The 13525-nt window shown below is 72.6% G+C and carries 11 protein-coding genes; 5 read left to right on the plus strand and 6 right to left on the minus strand.

Going from position 1 to position 13525, the window contains the following annotated elements:
* Nucleotides 1-67: 67 nt before the first annotated feature.
* The 6 genes from ACIBF7_RS40600 to ACIBF7_RS40625 all read right to left on the minus strand — a co-directional run bounded on the left by ACIBF7_RS40600 (nucleotide 68) and on the right by ACIBF7_RS40625 (nucleotide 6456).
* Nucleotides 68-1096 carry a GNAT family N-acetyltransferase gene (locus ACIBF7_RS40600; RefSeq protein WP_397199509.1) on the minus strand — a complete coding sequence of 343 codons (1029 nt, stop codon included), beginning with the start codon at nucleotides 1094-1096 and terminating at the stop codon, nucleotides 68-70.
* Nucleotides 1093-2001 (minus strand): glycosyltransferase family 2 protein, encoded by a 909-nt coding sequence (locus tag ACIBF7_RS40605; RefSeq protein WP_397199510.1) that lies wholly within the window; start codon nucleotides 1999-2001, stop codon nucleotides 1093-1095. The genes ACIBF7_RS40600 and ACIBF7_RS40605 overlap by 4 nt, the downstream gene beginning before the upstream one ends.
* Nucleotides 2001-2660 carry a polysaccharide deacetylase family protein gene (locus tag ACIBF7_RS40610; protein WP_364232688.1) on the minus strand — a complete coding sequence of 220 codons (660 nt, stop codon included), beginning with the start codon at nucleotides 2658-2660 and terminating at the stop codon, nucleotides 2001-2003. Before ACIBF7_RS40610 ends, ACIBF7_RS40605 begins: the two co-directional genes overlap by 1 nt.
* A 55-nt stretch (nucleotides 2661-2715) precedes the next feature.
* A complete protein-coding gene (locus ACIBF7_RS40615) occupies nucleotides 2716-3606 on the minus strand; it encodes an NAD-dependent epimerase/dehydratase family protein (protein ID WP_364232691.1) in 891 nt (296 codons plus the stop codon).
* Between the two features lie 9 nt (nucleotides 3607-3615).
* Nucleotides 3616-4533 carry a hypothetical protein gene (locus ACIBF7_RS40620; RefSeq protein WP_397199511.1) on the minus strand — a complete coding sequence of 306 codons (918 nt, stop codon included), beginning with the start codon at nucleotides 4531-4533 and terminating at the stop codon, nucleotides 3616-3618.
* Between the two features lie 1101 nt (nucleotides 4534-5634).
* Complete coding sequence (locus ACIBF7_RS40625; protein WP_187281598.1) at nucleotides 5635-6456, minus strand: AfsR/SARP family transcriptional regulator; 822 nt, start codon at nucleotides 6454-6456, stop codon at nucleotides 5635-5637.
* A gap of 415 nt (nucleotides 6457-6871) precedes the next feature.
* On the opposite strand from ACIBF7_RS40625, the gene ACIBF7_RS40630 reads away from it, so the two are divergent.
* From ACIBF7_RS40630 to ACIBF7_RS40650, 5 genes are read left to right on the plus strand one after another with little or no spacing between them, the layout of a single operon-like run.
* A complete protein-coding gene (locus ACIBF7_RS40630; protein ID WP_271279889.1) occupies nucleotides 6872-8791 on the plus strand; it encodes a hypothetical protein in 1920 nt (639 codons plus the stop codon).
* Complete coding sequence (gene pelF / locus ACIBF7_RS40635; protein ID WP_271279888.1) at nucleotides 8788-10188, plus strand: GT4 family glycosyltransferase PelF; 1401 nt, start codon at nucleotides 8788-8790, stop codon at nucleotides 10186-10188. The genes ACIBF7_RS40630 and pelF overlap by 4 nt, the downstream gene beginning before the upstream one ends.
* A complete protein-coding gene (locus tag ACIBF7_RS40640) occupies nucleotides 10185-11597 on the plus strand; it encodes a hypothetical protein (protein WP_364232697.1) in 1413 nt (470 codons plus the stop codon). The genes pelF and ACIBF7_RS40640 overlap by 4 nt, the downstream gene beginning before the upstream one ends.
* A 19-nt stretch (nucleotides 11598-11616) precedes the next feature.
* Complete coding sequence (locus ACIBF7_RS40645) at nucleotides 11617-12342, plus strand: sugar phosphate nucleotidyltransferase (protein ID WP_148036466.1); 726 nt, start codon at nucleotides 11617-11619, stop codon at nucleotides 12340-12342.
* Complete coding sequence (locus tag ACIBF7_RS40650) at nucleotides 12339-13205, plus strand: NAD(P)-dependent oxidoreductase (protein ID WP_219544923.1); 867 nt, start codon at nucleotides 12339-12341, stop codon at nucleotides 13203-13205. The genes ACIBF7_RS40645 and ACIBF7_RS40650 overlap by 4 nt, the downstream gene beginning before the upstream one ends.
* Nucleotides 13206-13525 lie beyond the last annotated feature (320 nt).

A 13525-nucleotide genomic window follows, 5' to 3' on the forward strand; every position in this document is an offset into this window, starting at 1 on the left:
ACCGTGCAGAGGACGTTCGCGATCTTCCCCGCCTCCACCGGATATGTCGGGGATGTCCGTTGGAACGTTACGGATGTGTCCGAGTTCGGACAGATCTCACCATCGCCCGTGCCCGGGTCATCGCCACCGCCGCGGCCCGCCGCGCCGGATTCCGCGTCACCAACCCCTGGCACACCCAGGTCTCGCCGGTCTTGGCCCGGCGCTTGTACTCGTCCTCACCCCGGCCGAGGTCGATCCGGTCCACGCCGAGCGTGGGCGCGGCGGCGACCAGCTCGCGCAGCAGCATCCAGCCGGGTGACAGCCGGGCGAACTCCGGGTCGTACACCGGGAACCACCAGTGCAGCACCCCGCCCGCGCGCAGCCCGAAGTGCGCGGCCACCAGCCGGGGCCCGGCGTGCAGCGTCGACAGCACCCCGCCGAACGACCCGTCGCGGGCGCCCAGCAGGCTCTCCAGCAGCCGCACCCGGTCCGGCTCGGCGAAGTAGTCGGCCGCGCCGGTGGCCGCGTACTGCGCCCGCTTGAGCGCGATCACCAGCGCGAGCGCGTCCCGGTCCCGCGAGTCGGCCTCGAACTTCACGGTGCCGTGCTCGCGCTCGGCCTTCGCGGCCCGGCGACGCGCCTGGTTCATGTTGTCCCTGCCGCTGCGCGAGGCCCGCCCCAGGTAGCCGGGCAGCCCGCCGGTGACGTCCAGGTACGGCGACGGCCTGCGCCCCAGCACCCACGGCCCGAACCCGGGAGCCGCCTCCACCAGGTGGTCGAACACGTACGCGCCGGTCCCCCTGGAGAGCAGCCCGAGCGGCCGGAACGGCGTCCCGGCGGCGAGCACCGGCCCCTGGAAGTCCGCGCCCGGCCAGCCGGCCGGCCGCAGCACCCGCCCGTCGCGGTGGTGCGGCACCAGCGCGTCGATCCCGCCGTCGCCCGTGCTCACGGCCACGTGCACGGGCCGCCCGCTCGCGTGCACGGCGGCGGCGAAGCCGGGATGGAAGTACGGGCTGTCCAGCGCGGGGTTGGCGGCCCGCAGCGTGTGCCAGGCGTCGAGCTCGGCGGCGGAGAGCCCGTCGAACGGCACGGTCCGCATGGCCGGAGCGCGGCTCATTGCGGCAGCGCCGTCATCCGGCGCGACGGCCGCACCAGGGCCGCGACGGAGGCGCGCGAGGTGCGCCGGCCCGCGAGCGCGCGCACGGACTCGCCGCCCAGCACCGCCAGGTAGTAGGCCAGCCCGGCCAGCGGCCCGTGCCGTCGCCGGTACAGGCGCACCTTGTTGACCACCAGCAGGGCGGCCAGCGTGGGGTCGATCCCCGAGTCGCCGCCGATGTGCTCGATCACCGACGCGGGCTCGTACCAGGTGGTCCAGCCCAGGTCGGCGGCGCGCAGGCAGAAGTCCGTCTCCTCGCTGTAGAGCAGGAACGACTCGTCCCAGGGCCCCGCCTCGCGGATCACCCGGGGCGAGATCAGCATGGCCGCCCCCGTCGCCCAGGCGTACGCCCCCGGCCGCGCGTAGTCGCGTGGGTCCGTCACCAGCTCGCCCAGCCGCCCGACGCGGCCCGCCAGGCTGCCGCCGATCACCGCCTCCACCAGCGCCCGCCCCACGGTCGGCCGCCTGCGCAGCGACGGCTGGAGCGAGCCGTCCGGATTGACCATGTACGGCACCGCGATGCCCCGGCCCGGCTCGCGCAGGCACGCCAGCAGCGGCGCGACGGCCCCGGGCCGCAGCCGGCAGTCGGGGTTGAGCACGTACACGCCGTCGACCGCGTCCAGGTCGAGCGCCGCGATCCCGGCGTTGACCGCCGCCGCGTAGCCCGCGTTCCTGCCGGTCCGCACCACCCTGACCGGCGGCCCGGCCCGCTCGGCGACCGCGACGGAGCCGTCCTTCGAGGCGTTGTCCGCCACCACCACGTCCACGAGCTCCACGCCCTCGGCCCCGGCGGCGAGCGAGTCCAGGCAGCCGCCGAGCACGCCTTCGCTGTTGTAGGTGACGATCACCACGGCGACCCGGCCCATCAGCGCATCCGCTTGTAGAGCCGCGTGGCGAGCTTGGCCGCCCGGCGGGGGAGCGACGGGCCGCCCAGCACCCGCGCGATCCAGCCGCGGTCCAGGTCGTGGCGGAGGCTGGTGCGCGGCTGCAGCCAGGATCCCGGCCGGGCGCGTCCGCCGTCACTGGTGTACGCGCGGGTCACGCCCATGCGCCTGAGCCGGTTCAGCACCAGCCGGTCGTAGGAGCCGAACGGGATCGCCACCCGCGACACCGGCTCGCCGACGAGCTGCCCGAGCAGGTGGTGCGCGGCCGACAGCTCCTCGGCCGCCTCCCGCGTGCCCAGGGTGCGCCAGTCGCGGTGCGCCCAGCCGTGCGAGCCGATGCGCATGCCCGCGCCGAGCAGCTCGCGCACCCCGTCGGAGTCGATCCGGCCCGGCTCGCCGAGCAGCCCGGCCAGCACGAAGAACTCGGCCTTCAACCCCCGCTCGACCAGCCTGGGTAACGCGATCTCCACGTCCGACAGGTTCCCGTCGTCGAACGTGAGCCGCACGTCGGGCCGGCCCGCCACGGCGTCCACCACCTGCTCGAACTGGGCCACGCTCACCCAGGTGTCTCCCTCGCCCGGGTCCAGCTCGCGGGTGGTGCGGCCGATGCCGTGCACGGTCAGGTTGGTCACCGCACGCATCCCGCCCCCTGCGTCAGTAGTCGCCAGGAGGGATATCGGCGTCCGAGATGCGACGTTACAGACTTTCTGCGTACCAAGCGACGGTACGGCGCAGTCCTTCCTCCAGCTCCGTGGCCGGTCGCCAGCCCAGCACCCGCTCCGCCGGGCCCGGGTCGGAGCGCTGCGTCCGGTCCAGCGGCCGGGCCGCGACCGCGCCGAACCGGGGCCGCGCCGCGCCGCCCACCACCCGGGCGAGCAGCTCCACGGTGTCGCGGATGGAGACCGGCTCGGCCGTGCCGACGTCGAGCACCTCGCCGGCCGCCCCGCCCGCCCCGGCCAGCACGAACGCGTCCACCACGTCCTCCACGTACACCCAGGTCACCATCCTGGTGCCCGAGGTCAGCTCCGGGTCGCGGCCACGCAGCAGCTCCAGCGTCGCGTACGGGATCAGCCTGGACGTCTCCCGCTGGCCCGGCCCGTACACCATCGCCACCCGCAGCACCGACACCGGCACCTGCCAGAGCGCGTGGAACATGCGGGCGTAGCCGGTGGCCGCCGCCTTGGCGGCGGCGTACGGCGAGCCGGGCGCGAGGCCGTCGCGCGGCTCCTCCACCGACCCGGCGAGCACCACGCTGCGTACGGGGGAGCCGGTGACGGCGGTGAGCAGGTTGACCGCGGCGGTGAGGTTGGCCGCGAGCGTGGGCGCCACGACGCCCGGCTCCCGCACCCCGGTCACCTCGCTGGCCAGGTGGAAGACCACCTCGGGGGCGGTCTCCGCGACCAGCTTCGCGGTGGCGGCCGGGTCGCCCAGGTCGGCGGCGTGCCAGCGCTCGCCGTGCCCGGAGACGTCCGGCGGGCGGCGGCTGACCGCGTGCACCCGCGCCCCCAGCCCCGCCAGCCGCCTGACCAGGTGCGCGCCGATGAACCCCGTCGCGCCCGTCACCAGCGCCGGCGTGCCTTCCCACATGTGCGCCTCCTAGTCGTGCCGTTCGGGTTCGGGGATCGGCCCGCCGGTGTCGTGCCACACGTTGCCGCCGCCGTCCGCCAGCTCTGACTTGGTGCTGAGCAGGATCGGGCAGTCGTACGCGGACGCCCGGCCGAACCGGTTGCCGGTGACGTGCTGGCCGCGCAGCGGGCGGCCGAGCGGCGTGTGGTCGATGTTCACCACGCACGCGCCGCCGTCCAGGTAGTTGTCCTCCACGCGCAGGTCGTCGGCCGAGGACTGGACGGCGGCGTTGGGGTCGCGGGTGGTGGACAGGTCGATCGTGTTGTGCTCCAGCGTGACGCCGGTCTGGTCGGCGAACGCCTGGACGCCGTCGTTGTGGGTCGGGCCGCCGCCCTGGTCTGGGTCCTCGGGGAACCAGCTCAGGTCGTGGATGTAGGAGTCGCGGACGAGGGTGCCCGTGTGCGCCTTGATCCCGTCCACGGTGCCGGTGAACTCCGACCTGAGGATGCTGGTGTGCGCGGCCCAGATGCCGTCGACCGACGGCGACGGGTAGGCCGCCCGGAACTCCGAGTCCTCGATCACCGTGTCCCGAGCATGCTCGGTGTCGAGCAGCGGCCGCACCCTGTCGGCCTTCCCCCCGAGAAACCGGCACTTCCTGAACGTGACACCCCGCCCGGTCACCGTCACGAACCCATGGAACTCCCTGCCCTCCACCACCTCCCCATCGACAGCAAACGTCCGATCCCCAGCCACCACCACAAGCTCCGTCCCCACCGGCACCCCGGTACTACCCGCATCCGGAAATCCTTCCGGCACCCACCGCCCAGCCCCGGTCTCCCCCTCCGTCACCACCGCTCCGTCGCTCACCCCCGCCCCCTCCAGCGGCTTCTCCCGCCCCTGCCCACCCGCCAGCACCACGACGATCACCACCAGCGCGACAACCCCCACCGCGCCAACCCCCCACCACACCTTCACCCCGGCATCCTCACCCGAGACCCACCCCCCACACCAGATCCCACCCCACCCCGGAGGATGCGATTGCGGAGGGCTCGCGCCAGATTGCACCAAGGCCCCACCGCACCTCACCAGCGGCTCGCCATGCGGGAGTTCGCGCCGGATGGCACCCAGGCCCCACCGCACCTCACCAGCGGCTCGCCGTGCGGGAGTTCGCGCCGGATGGCGCCCATTTCCATCCCACCCCGCTGCTCCGGTGGAGGTGGTTGCGGCGGCTCGCGCCGGACTCCTCGCCCCGCTGCTCCGGCTGAGGCGTCCGTGGGGAGCTCGCGCGAAATCTCCCCCACGCCGTTCCGTTGGAGGTGGTTGAGGGCTCGCCTTGGACCCCGCGCACCTCCCGCCTCCCACCGCTCCAGCGGAGGCGGTTGTGGTGAAGCCCACGCGATCTCACCCACGCTCCACCGCACCGCCCTGGCGGGTGACCATGGGGGAGTTCGCGCCGGATGGCACCCATTTCGCGCCCCCGCCCCGCCCCACCTCGCCTCACCGCTCCGGCGGAGGCGGTTGAGGCTGCTCGCGTTGGATCCCGCGCGCGTCCCGCTGCTCTGGCTGAGGTGGTTGCGGCGGCTCGCGCCAGATCCCATCCCCCGGACAGCTCCGGCGGGTTACCGTGGGGGAGTTCGCGCGGGTGGCACCATTTCGTGCCCCGCCCCGCCCCACCTCGCCTCACCGCTCCGGCGGAGGCGGTTGCGGCGGTTCGCGCAAGATCCCACCCGACCCCGGAGGATGCGATTGCGGAGGGCTCGCGCCAGATCCCCCTGGACCGCTCCGGTGGGGGTCACTGTGTGGAGCTCGCGTGGACACGGCGGGGCTCGCTGTTGCGGTGTGAGCGACTGAGGGGTACGGCGGAAGCCCACGCTCGGTGAGGGGAGCGCGAGCGGGGGCGGTTGTGGGGCGTTGCACCGGTATCCCGCTCACGTCACGCCTCGCTGGATCCGGAGGAGGCGGCTGTGGTGGAAGCGCCGTACCGTGCCGGATCCAGAGGAGGTGGCTGTGGGGGAAGCGCCGTACCGGGGGTTTCCCCCTTGTGGTAGGTCAGCGGGGGCGGCGGGCGCAGTGGGGGCAGCCTGAGGTGGGGCGGCGGGTGGGCCGGTGGTGGTGGTCGGCGCGGGTGAGGGTCAGGGAGGCGTCGCTGGTGAGGATCGCCGCCTCCAGCCGGCGCAGTTCGGGCGACGGTTCCAGGCCGAGGTCGTTGGTGAGGATGTGCCACCCGTCGCGGTAGACCTCCAGCGCCTCCGCCTGCCGCCCAGCCCGGTACAGGGCGAGCATCAGCTGACCGCGGAACCGTTCGCGCAGCGGATGTTCACGGACCAGCCCGGTGAGCTCCCCGACGAGGTCGGCGTGCCGGTGCAGCCGCAGGTCGGCGTCCACGCGGTCGGCGAGCGCGGCCAGCCGCTCCTCCTCCAGCCGGGTGGCCTGGGCGTGCAGGAGCGGCAGGTCGTCCAGCCCCGACAGCGCCTGCCCGCGCCACAGCCCCAGCGCCGCCCGCAGCAGCTCGCCGCCCTTGCCCACGTCGCCGCTCTTGAACGCCTGCCGCCCCTCCTTGACCAGCTCCTCGAAGCGCCACGCGTCCACCGCGCCCGGTGGCACCCGCAGCAGGTAACCGGCCGAGTCGTGGACGATCTCCGCCTCCGGCCCGAGAGTCCGCCTGAGCCGGAAGAGCTGCAGGCGCAGCCGCCGATGCCCGGCGTCCGCGGCCTCCCCGCCCCAGAGCGCGTCGATCAGCGCGTCGCTGCGCACCACCCGGCCCCGATGGCAGAGCAGCAGGGCCAGGAGCGTGCGCTGCTTGGCGGAGCGCACGGGTAAGCGCTGGCCTTGCGAGACCACCTCCAGCGCACCCAGAATTCCGAACTGCATGGGCTCCCCTTCCCGTGCCGTTCCCGATCCCTCAGTTATAGAGCCAACACTTGCCGTCACCTTGCCTGTTTTGCGGGAAACCTCCTTGAAACCCGAGTGAAACCCGCCGTCCGCACACTCGGGGCTTGCCGACGACGGATTGCTCGGCATTTCTACGGCTTATCGGGGGCCAGGGCTTAGACGGGTGATACGAGTGGGTTCTTTTCGGCTGTCCAAGAACAAAAATCTGGTACGTTCCAGCAGAATGCTCGCGCTGGCCGGCGTAGTCACGCTCGTTTCGGGGCTATTCGTAGCCCATTCAGAGCCGGCCGAATCCGCGCCCAAAGACCGGTCCCACAGCCACGCCCCGCTGCGCGGCGAAGTGGAACGTCCCAAAGTGGAAATACCGGACCCTTTGCCGAAAAAGCAGGGCAAAGTGAAGCTCGACCGGTCCGCCCGCGCCGCCACCACGGCCGAGGCCCTCGCCGCCGCGGCCACCGACAAGGTCGAGTTGCGCGCCCTCGTCATCGCCGTGGACGGCGACGACTGGGGCGAGGACACCTGGAAGGCCACCCTGGACCGGGTGGGCGCCGCCTACGACGTCCTCCACAGCAGGACCGAGCCGCTCGCCGACCTGATCGCCGCCGACGGCACCGGCCGCTACAACGCGATCCTGCTCACCAGCAACAGCCTGCTCTACGAGGACGGCGGCTCCTATCTCAGCGGTCTCGACGCCGACGAATGGAACGCTCTATGGGCGTACGAGCGCGACTACGGCGTCCGCCAGGTGTCGCTCTACACCGCGTACGGGACCTGGCCTGAGGACTACTGCCTGCGGGCCGGCAGCGAGGGCGGCGTCGGCGACACGCCGATCAGCACCGCGCTGACCCCGGCCGGCGCGGGCGTGTTCGACTACCTGCGCGGCGGCGTGAACGTGCCGATCTCGCTGTCGTACCTCTATCGCAGCACGATCGCCGCCGGCTGCGCCGCCGACCCGCTCATCACCAGCGGAACCGACGTGCTGGGCGTGCGCAGCACCTCGACCGACGGCCGCGAGCGGGCCGCGCTGACCTTCACCTCCAACCAGTACCTGCCGCAGGCCGACCTGCTCACCTTCGGGCTGTTCCGGTGGGCGACCAGAGGGCTGTACCTGGGCGAGCAGCGCCACTACCTGAACGCCGACGTGGACGACTGGTTCAGCTACACCGACCACCTGCTCGCCAACGGCACCGTCGACTCCGATCCCGGCTTCCGGATGAGCAGGAACGACGCCGTCAGCACGTACCAGCAGCAGAACTCCTTCCGCACCGCGCACCCGCTGGCCGGCGGCTTCAAGCTCAACATCGCCTACAACGGCGACGGAGCCGGCCTGAACGTGCCCACCCTGTGCCTGCTGCCCCCGCTGCTCACCGACGGGCTGACCGCGTACTCGCGCTGCCGCGCGTCGTCGTTCACCTGGATCAACCACACGTTCAGCCACCCGAAGATGAACGACACCGACTACGCGACCAGCTACGCCGAGATCGAGGACAACCTGACCATCGGCTCCGCGCTCGGCTTCACCGTCGACCCGACCGTGCTCAAGACCGGCGAGTACTCGGGCCTGGGCGTCTACCACCCGGACCCGGACAACGACATCGACCCGCCCACCGACCACGGCCTGGCCGCGTCCAACGCCAACCTGCTGCAGGCCGCGGCCGACCTGGGCGTGAAGTATCTCCACGGCAACATGTCGTTCGCCAGCCACCGGCCCGCGTGCTTCAACTGCGGCATCCGCCACCCGCTGAAGCCGTCGGTCATGGTGGTGCCCGACTGGCCGACGAACATCGCGTACCACACGACCACGCCGGCCGAGCAGACGCTGTTCTACAACTCCTACTACGGCCCGAACGGCAGGTTCCCGTACTGGCCCGTCGACCAGACCTACAGCCAGGTCCTCGACCACGAGAGCGACGTGGCCATGCAGCACGTCATGTCGGGATCGGTGTACACGCACACGTTCCACCAGGGCAACCTGCGCAACTACGGCGGCAACAAGAACCTGGTCTTCGACTGGCTGAACGCCGTGATGGCCAAGTACGAGAGCTACTACGGCGTCCCGCTGCTCACCCCCGACTGGGGCGGGCTGGCCGGCTACGTCGAGGACCGGACCGTCCACTTCGACGACCTGGCGGACGTGCGCGCCGTGTACGACAGGACAGCCGGGACGATCACGTTCACCGCCTCGGCCGACGCCGAGGTGTTCGCCACCAACGCCGCCGCGGCCGGCGCGGCCACGTACGGCACCGACAAGATCGCCCACCTCGACCTGGCCGCGGGCGTCCCGCTCACCGTCAACGCGAGCGTGCGCCCGTGAAAGTGACGCTCGTGTCCGAGGGCACGTACCCGTTCGCGATGGGCGGCGTCAGCGTGTGGATGGACCAGCTCATCAAGGGCATGCCGGACTACCGGTGGGACGTCGTCACGATGACCGTGGACGGCGCCGAGCGGCCGGTGTGGGATCTCCCGCCCAACCTGGAGCAGGTGATCAACCTCCCGCTGTGGAAGGGCGGCCACCGGCGGTCCGGCCGCCCGCCCGGGCGGGAGTTCGCCGAGGCGTACGAGCGTTTCCTGCAGATCGTCCTCACCCCCGCCGTCATGGGCGCGGGCAGCGCGGAGTTCCTGTCCGTGCTGGAGTCGCTCTACCGGTACGCGCACGACGGCGGCGACCTGGTCGGCGCGCTCGTCGCCAACGACTCGCTCAGCCAGCTCATGGACGCGTGGTACTGGAACAGGACCGACGGCATCAACCTGGCCGACGCGATCGTGGCCGCCGACCTGATGGGCCACATGCTGCGCCCGCTGGCCGAGCCGCCGCTGCGCACCGACCTGACCCACGTGGCCATGAACGGTCTCAGCATGCTCGTCGCGATGACCGCCAAGTGGCAGCACGGCACCCCGGTCGTCCTCTCGGAACACGGCGTCTACCTGCGCGAACGCTACCTGCAGTACGTCCACGAGCCCGTCTCGCACGCGGTCAGGGTGCTGCTGCTGAGCTTCTTCCGCAGGCTGGCCGGCGCCGCCTACGTGGCGGCCGACCGGATCGCGCCGCACTCCTCGTACAACCGGCGCTGGCAGCTCCACAACGGCGCCGACCCTGACCGGATCCGGGTCATGTACAACGGCGTCGACCCTGACGACTTCCCGCTCGCCGAGACCGAGCCCGACGAGCCGACGCTGGTCTTCATGGGCCGGGTGGACCCGCTGAAGGACCTGCACACGCTGATCAGGGCGTTCGCCATCGTGCACGACAAGATCCCGAAGGCGAAGCTGCGCATCTTCGGCGGCGTGCCCGCGGGCAACGAGAGCTACCACCAGAGCTGCCTGGAGCTCATCGACGAGCTGGACCTGGAGGGCGCGGCGGTGTTCGAGGGCCGGGTGTCCACCCCGGTCGACGCCTACCACGCGGGCAGCGTCGTCGCGCTGACCAGCATCTCCGAGGGCTTCCCCTACACCGTCGTGGAGGCCATGGCCTGCGGCAGGACCGTGGTGTGCACGAACGTCGGCGGCGTCGCGGAGGCGGTCGCCGACGCCGGGCTGATCGTGCCGCCGCGCGACCACGTGGCCGCCGCCGACGCCGCCGTGCGGCTGCTCCAGGACGCGCCGCTGCGCCGCCGCCTCGGCGCGATCGCCCGTGACCGCGTCCTGGAACGTTTCACGCTCCGGCAGTCGCTGGACGACTACCGCGCCGTCTACACGGAGCTGTGGCCGTGACGGCGGCCAGGGACGACGGACAGGCGCACCCGATCGACGCCCTCATCGAGCCCATGGACGCGAGCCTGGCCCGCGCCGTGGAACCGCTCCAGGTGGCCGCCATCCTGGAGAGCGAGGGCCTCAACGACAAGATCGCCCGCGAGCGGTACGGGCACACCGACGTGTTCTCGCTGGCCGAGACCGCGTTCTCGCGGGTGGCGGCCAAAGCCGTGCCGCCGGTGCCCGACGCGCCGCTGCGCCGGGCCAGGCCGACCGCGCAGATCCTGCACGGCCTGCTGTACGGGCTGCCCGCGGCGCTGCTGCCCGCCGCCTCCGGCCTGGTCGGGACCCAGTGGCTGATGCCGGGGCTGGTGTTCACCACCGGGATCGGCTGGGTGCTCGGCAGCTCCGCCGCCCAGATCGCCTACACCCTCATGGGACGCGGCTGCCCGCGCTCGGCCGGGCGCGTGCTCCGCACCGGGCTGGTGATCGGCGTGGGCTGCGCGGCGCTGACGGCCACCGGGCTGGCCCTGGGCATGGGCGCGCCCGTGGCGCTCGTCGCGCTCTGCGTCACACAGATCGCGTTCCAGATCTCGTCCGGGATCCTGCTCTTCTACCGGCGCGAGGCCTGGCTCGCCGCGATGATGATGCCCGCCGTGCTGGCCGGGATCGGCTACATCGGCGTCGCCGACCGCTTCGTCGGCCTGCTGACCGTCTGCCTCGGCGTGATCTGCGTCGCCGCCGTCGTCGGCGCCGCGATGCTGCTCACCCTCGCCACCCCGGACAAGGGGGAACAGCCCGCCGCCGAGCCGCCGCTGCGCACGCTGCTGCGCGCCAACCTGCGCGGTCTGCCGCCCGCCTTCCTCTACAGCCTGCTCACCGCGCTCTTCCTGCTCCAGGCCGAGGCCAGGTACGTGCTCGACAGGAGCGACATCGCCATCGCCGGCGCCGGGCTGGTGCTCGGCATGGGCGTGCTGGAGTACCGGGCGCACGTCTTCGACGACGACGCCAGGGCGGCGATCCGGCGGGTGAGCTACCCGGCCGAGTTCACCTCGCACGGCCGGTGGCTGCTCGCCAAGGGCGTGCTCGCCTGCCTGGTCACGCTGTCCGTGCTGTCGGCGCTGCCGCTGGCGTTCCTGCACGCCACCGGCCGGCTGTCGGACGCCAGTGTCGTCATGGCTGCCGCGCACGTGGTCGTCGGGACCGCCTACTTCGTGGCCTTCCTGCTGGCCAACCAGGGCAAGGTCAGGCACCTGTGCGCGGCGCAGGCGCTCGCCCTGGCCGTCCATCCGGGGGCGCGCCCGTTGTTAGCCGGCGCGCCGCCGGTCCTGGCCGACGTGCTGCTCTTCCTCGTCGCCGGCCTCGTCTTCTTCCTCATCCTGCTCGTCCCGATGGCCGTGAGCCTGCGGGACGTGCAGCGGTATCGCTGATCCACAGGAGGGAACCAGCATGCACGTCGTCATACTCGCGGGCGGCAAGGGGGTCCGCCTGCGCCCGTACACCTCCGCCCTGCCCAAGCCGCTGGTGCCGATCGGTGAGGAGTACGCGATCCTCGACATCATCCTCCAGCAGCTCACCCATCAGGGGTTCACGCACGCCACGCTGGCGGTCGGCCACCTCAGCCCGCTCATCCGCGCGTTCGTCGGCGACGGCTCGCGCTGGGGGCTGTCGGTCGACTTCACCGAGGAGCTCGCTCCGCTGTCGACGATCGGGCCGCTGTTCCCGATCAGGGACCGGCTGCCGGAGCACTTCCTGGTGATGAACGGCGACGTGCTCACCACCCTGAACTACGCCGACCTGCTGGCCCGGCACGTCGCCTCCGCGGCGCCGCTGACCGTGGCCACCTCGCCGCGCGTCGTCAAGATCGACTTCGGCGTGCTGGAGGCCAGCGGCGGCCGGATCGTCGGCTTCCGGGAGAAGCCGCTGCTCAGCTACCTGGTCAGCATGGGCGTGTACGCGCTGTCCAGGGACACCATCGCCCACTACCCCGAGGGGATGCCGTTCGGCTTCGACGACCTCGTCCTCGACCTGCTCGCGCGGAACAGGCCGCCCGGCATCTACGAGTTCGACGGCTACTGGCTCGACATCGGGCGGCCCGACGACTACGACGAGGCCAACGCGCGCTTCGACGAGATCAGGCCGCAGCTGCTGCCGTCCAGGGATCCGGTGCGATGACGGACGTCCTGCTCTTCGGCGCGTCCGGCTTCCTGGGGCGGCAGGTCAGGGACCTGCTGACACGGGACGGCCGGGTGTCCGGCCTGCACTGCCCCGGCCGGGCGGACCTGGACCTGCTCGCCGCCCGGCCCGCCGACGTGGCCGGCCTGCTGCGCGCCGTCCGCCCGTCCGTCGTGCTCAACTGCGCCGGGCGGATGTCCGGCGGGTACGACGAGCTGATGCGGGGCAACGCGCTGGCCACCGCCGTCATCATCGAGGCGATGGCCCAGGCCGCGCCCGGCGCCCGGTTCGTCCGCCTGGGCTCGGCCGCCGAGTACGGGCCGACTCCGCCCGGCCACGCGGTCCACGAGCAGGACCCGGCCCGGCCGGTCAGCGGCTACGGCATCAGCCACCTGGCCGGGACCCAGCTGGTCGAGCAGGCCGCCGCCGACGGCCGGGTCGACGGGGCGTCGCTGCGGGTCTTCAACCCGGTCGGGCCGGGCCTCACCGGCGAGAGCGTGCTCGGCCGGGCCCGCGACCTGCTCGCGAGCGGGGTGCGCGACCTCGACCTGGGCCCGCTCGGCGCGTACCGCGACTTCGTGGACGTGCGCGACGTGGGCCGCGCCGTCGTGAGCGCCGCCTTCGCGCCCGACCTGCCCGAACGGGTCTTCAACGTGGGCGGCGGCCGGGCCGTCCCCGTCCGCGAGGCGATCGCCCTGCTCGCGGGCGAGGCGGGCTTCACCGGCGAGATCCGCGAGAGCGCACCCCCCGCCGGCCGCTCGGCCACCGTCACCTGGAGCCGCGCCGACCTCACCCGCATCGGGAACGTCCTCGGCTGGCAACCCGAGTTCCCCCTGCCCGACTCGATCAAGGCCATGCTATGAGCGCCCCAAGCCTCACACCGGCTTCCTCCCGCCCGAGCCTGCCGGTAAGGGCGAAGGGGGAACGCGAGCCAGGCGGTTCCACACGACCGCGCCCGTCGGCGGGTGTGGTGTGGGGACGCAGGTCGAAGGGGTTCGCGCGTTCGCTTCTGCGATCTCCGCGATCTCTCGCGTCGGGTGGGTTCCCGCGGCCGGGTCCTGAGGTCCGGGGGCGCGCGTCGGGCCGTCCTGCGCGGCCGCGTGTGTCGGTGGCGCCGGTGTTGGTGGTCGGGGCGGCGTTGGTGGTGTTGGGGGGGTGTGTCCGGGCTGCGCCCGCGCCCGCT

Source organism: Nonomuraea sp. NPDC050478, assembly GCF_044458265.1.
Taxonomy (GTDB): Bacteria; Actinomycetota; Actinomycetes; order Streptosporangiales; family Streptosporangiaceae; genus Nonomuraea; species Nonomuraea ferruginea.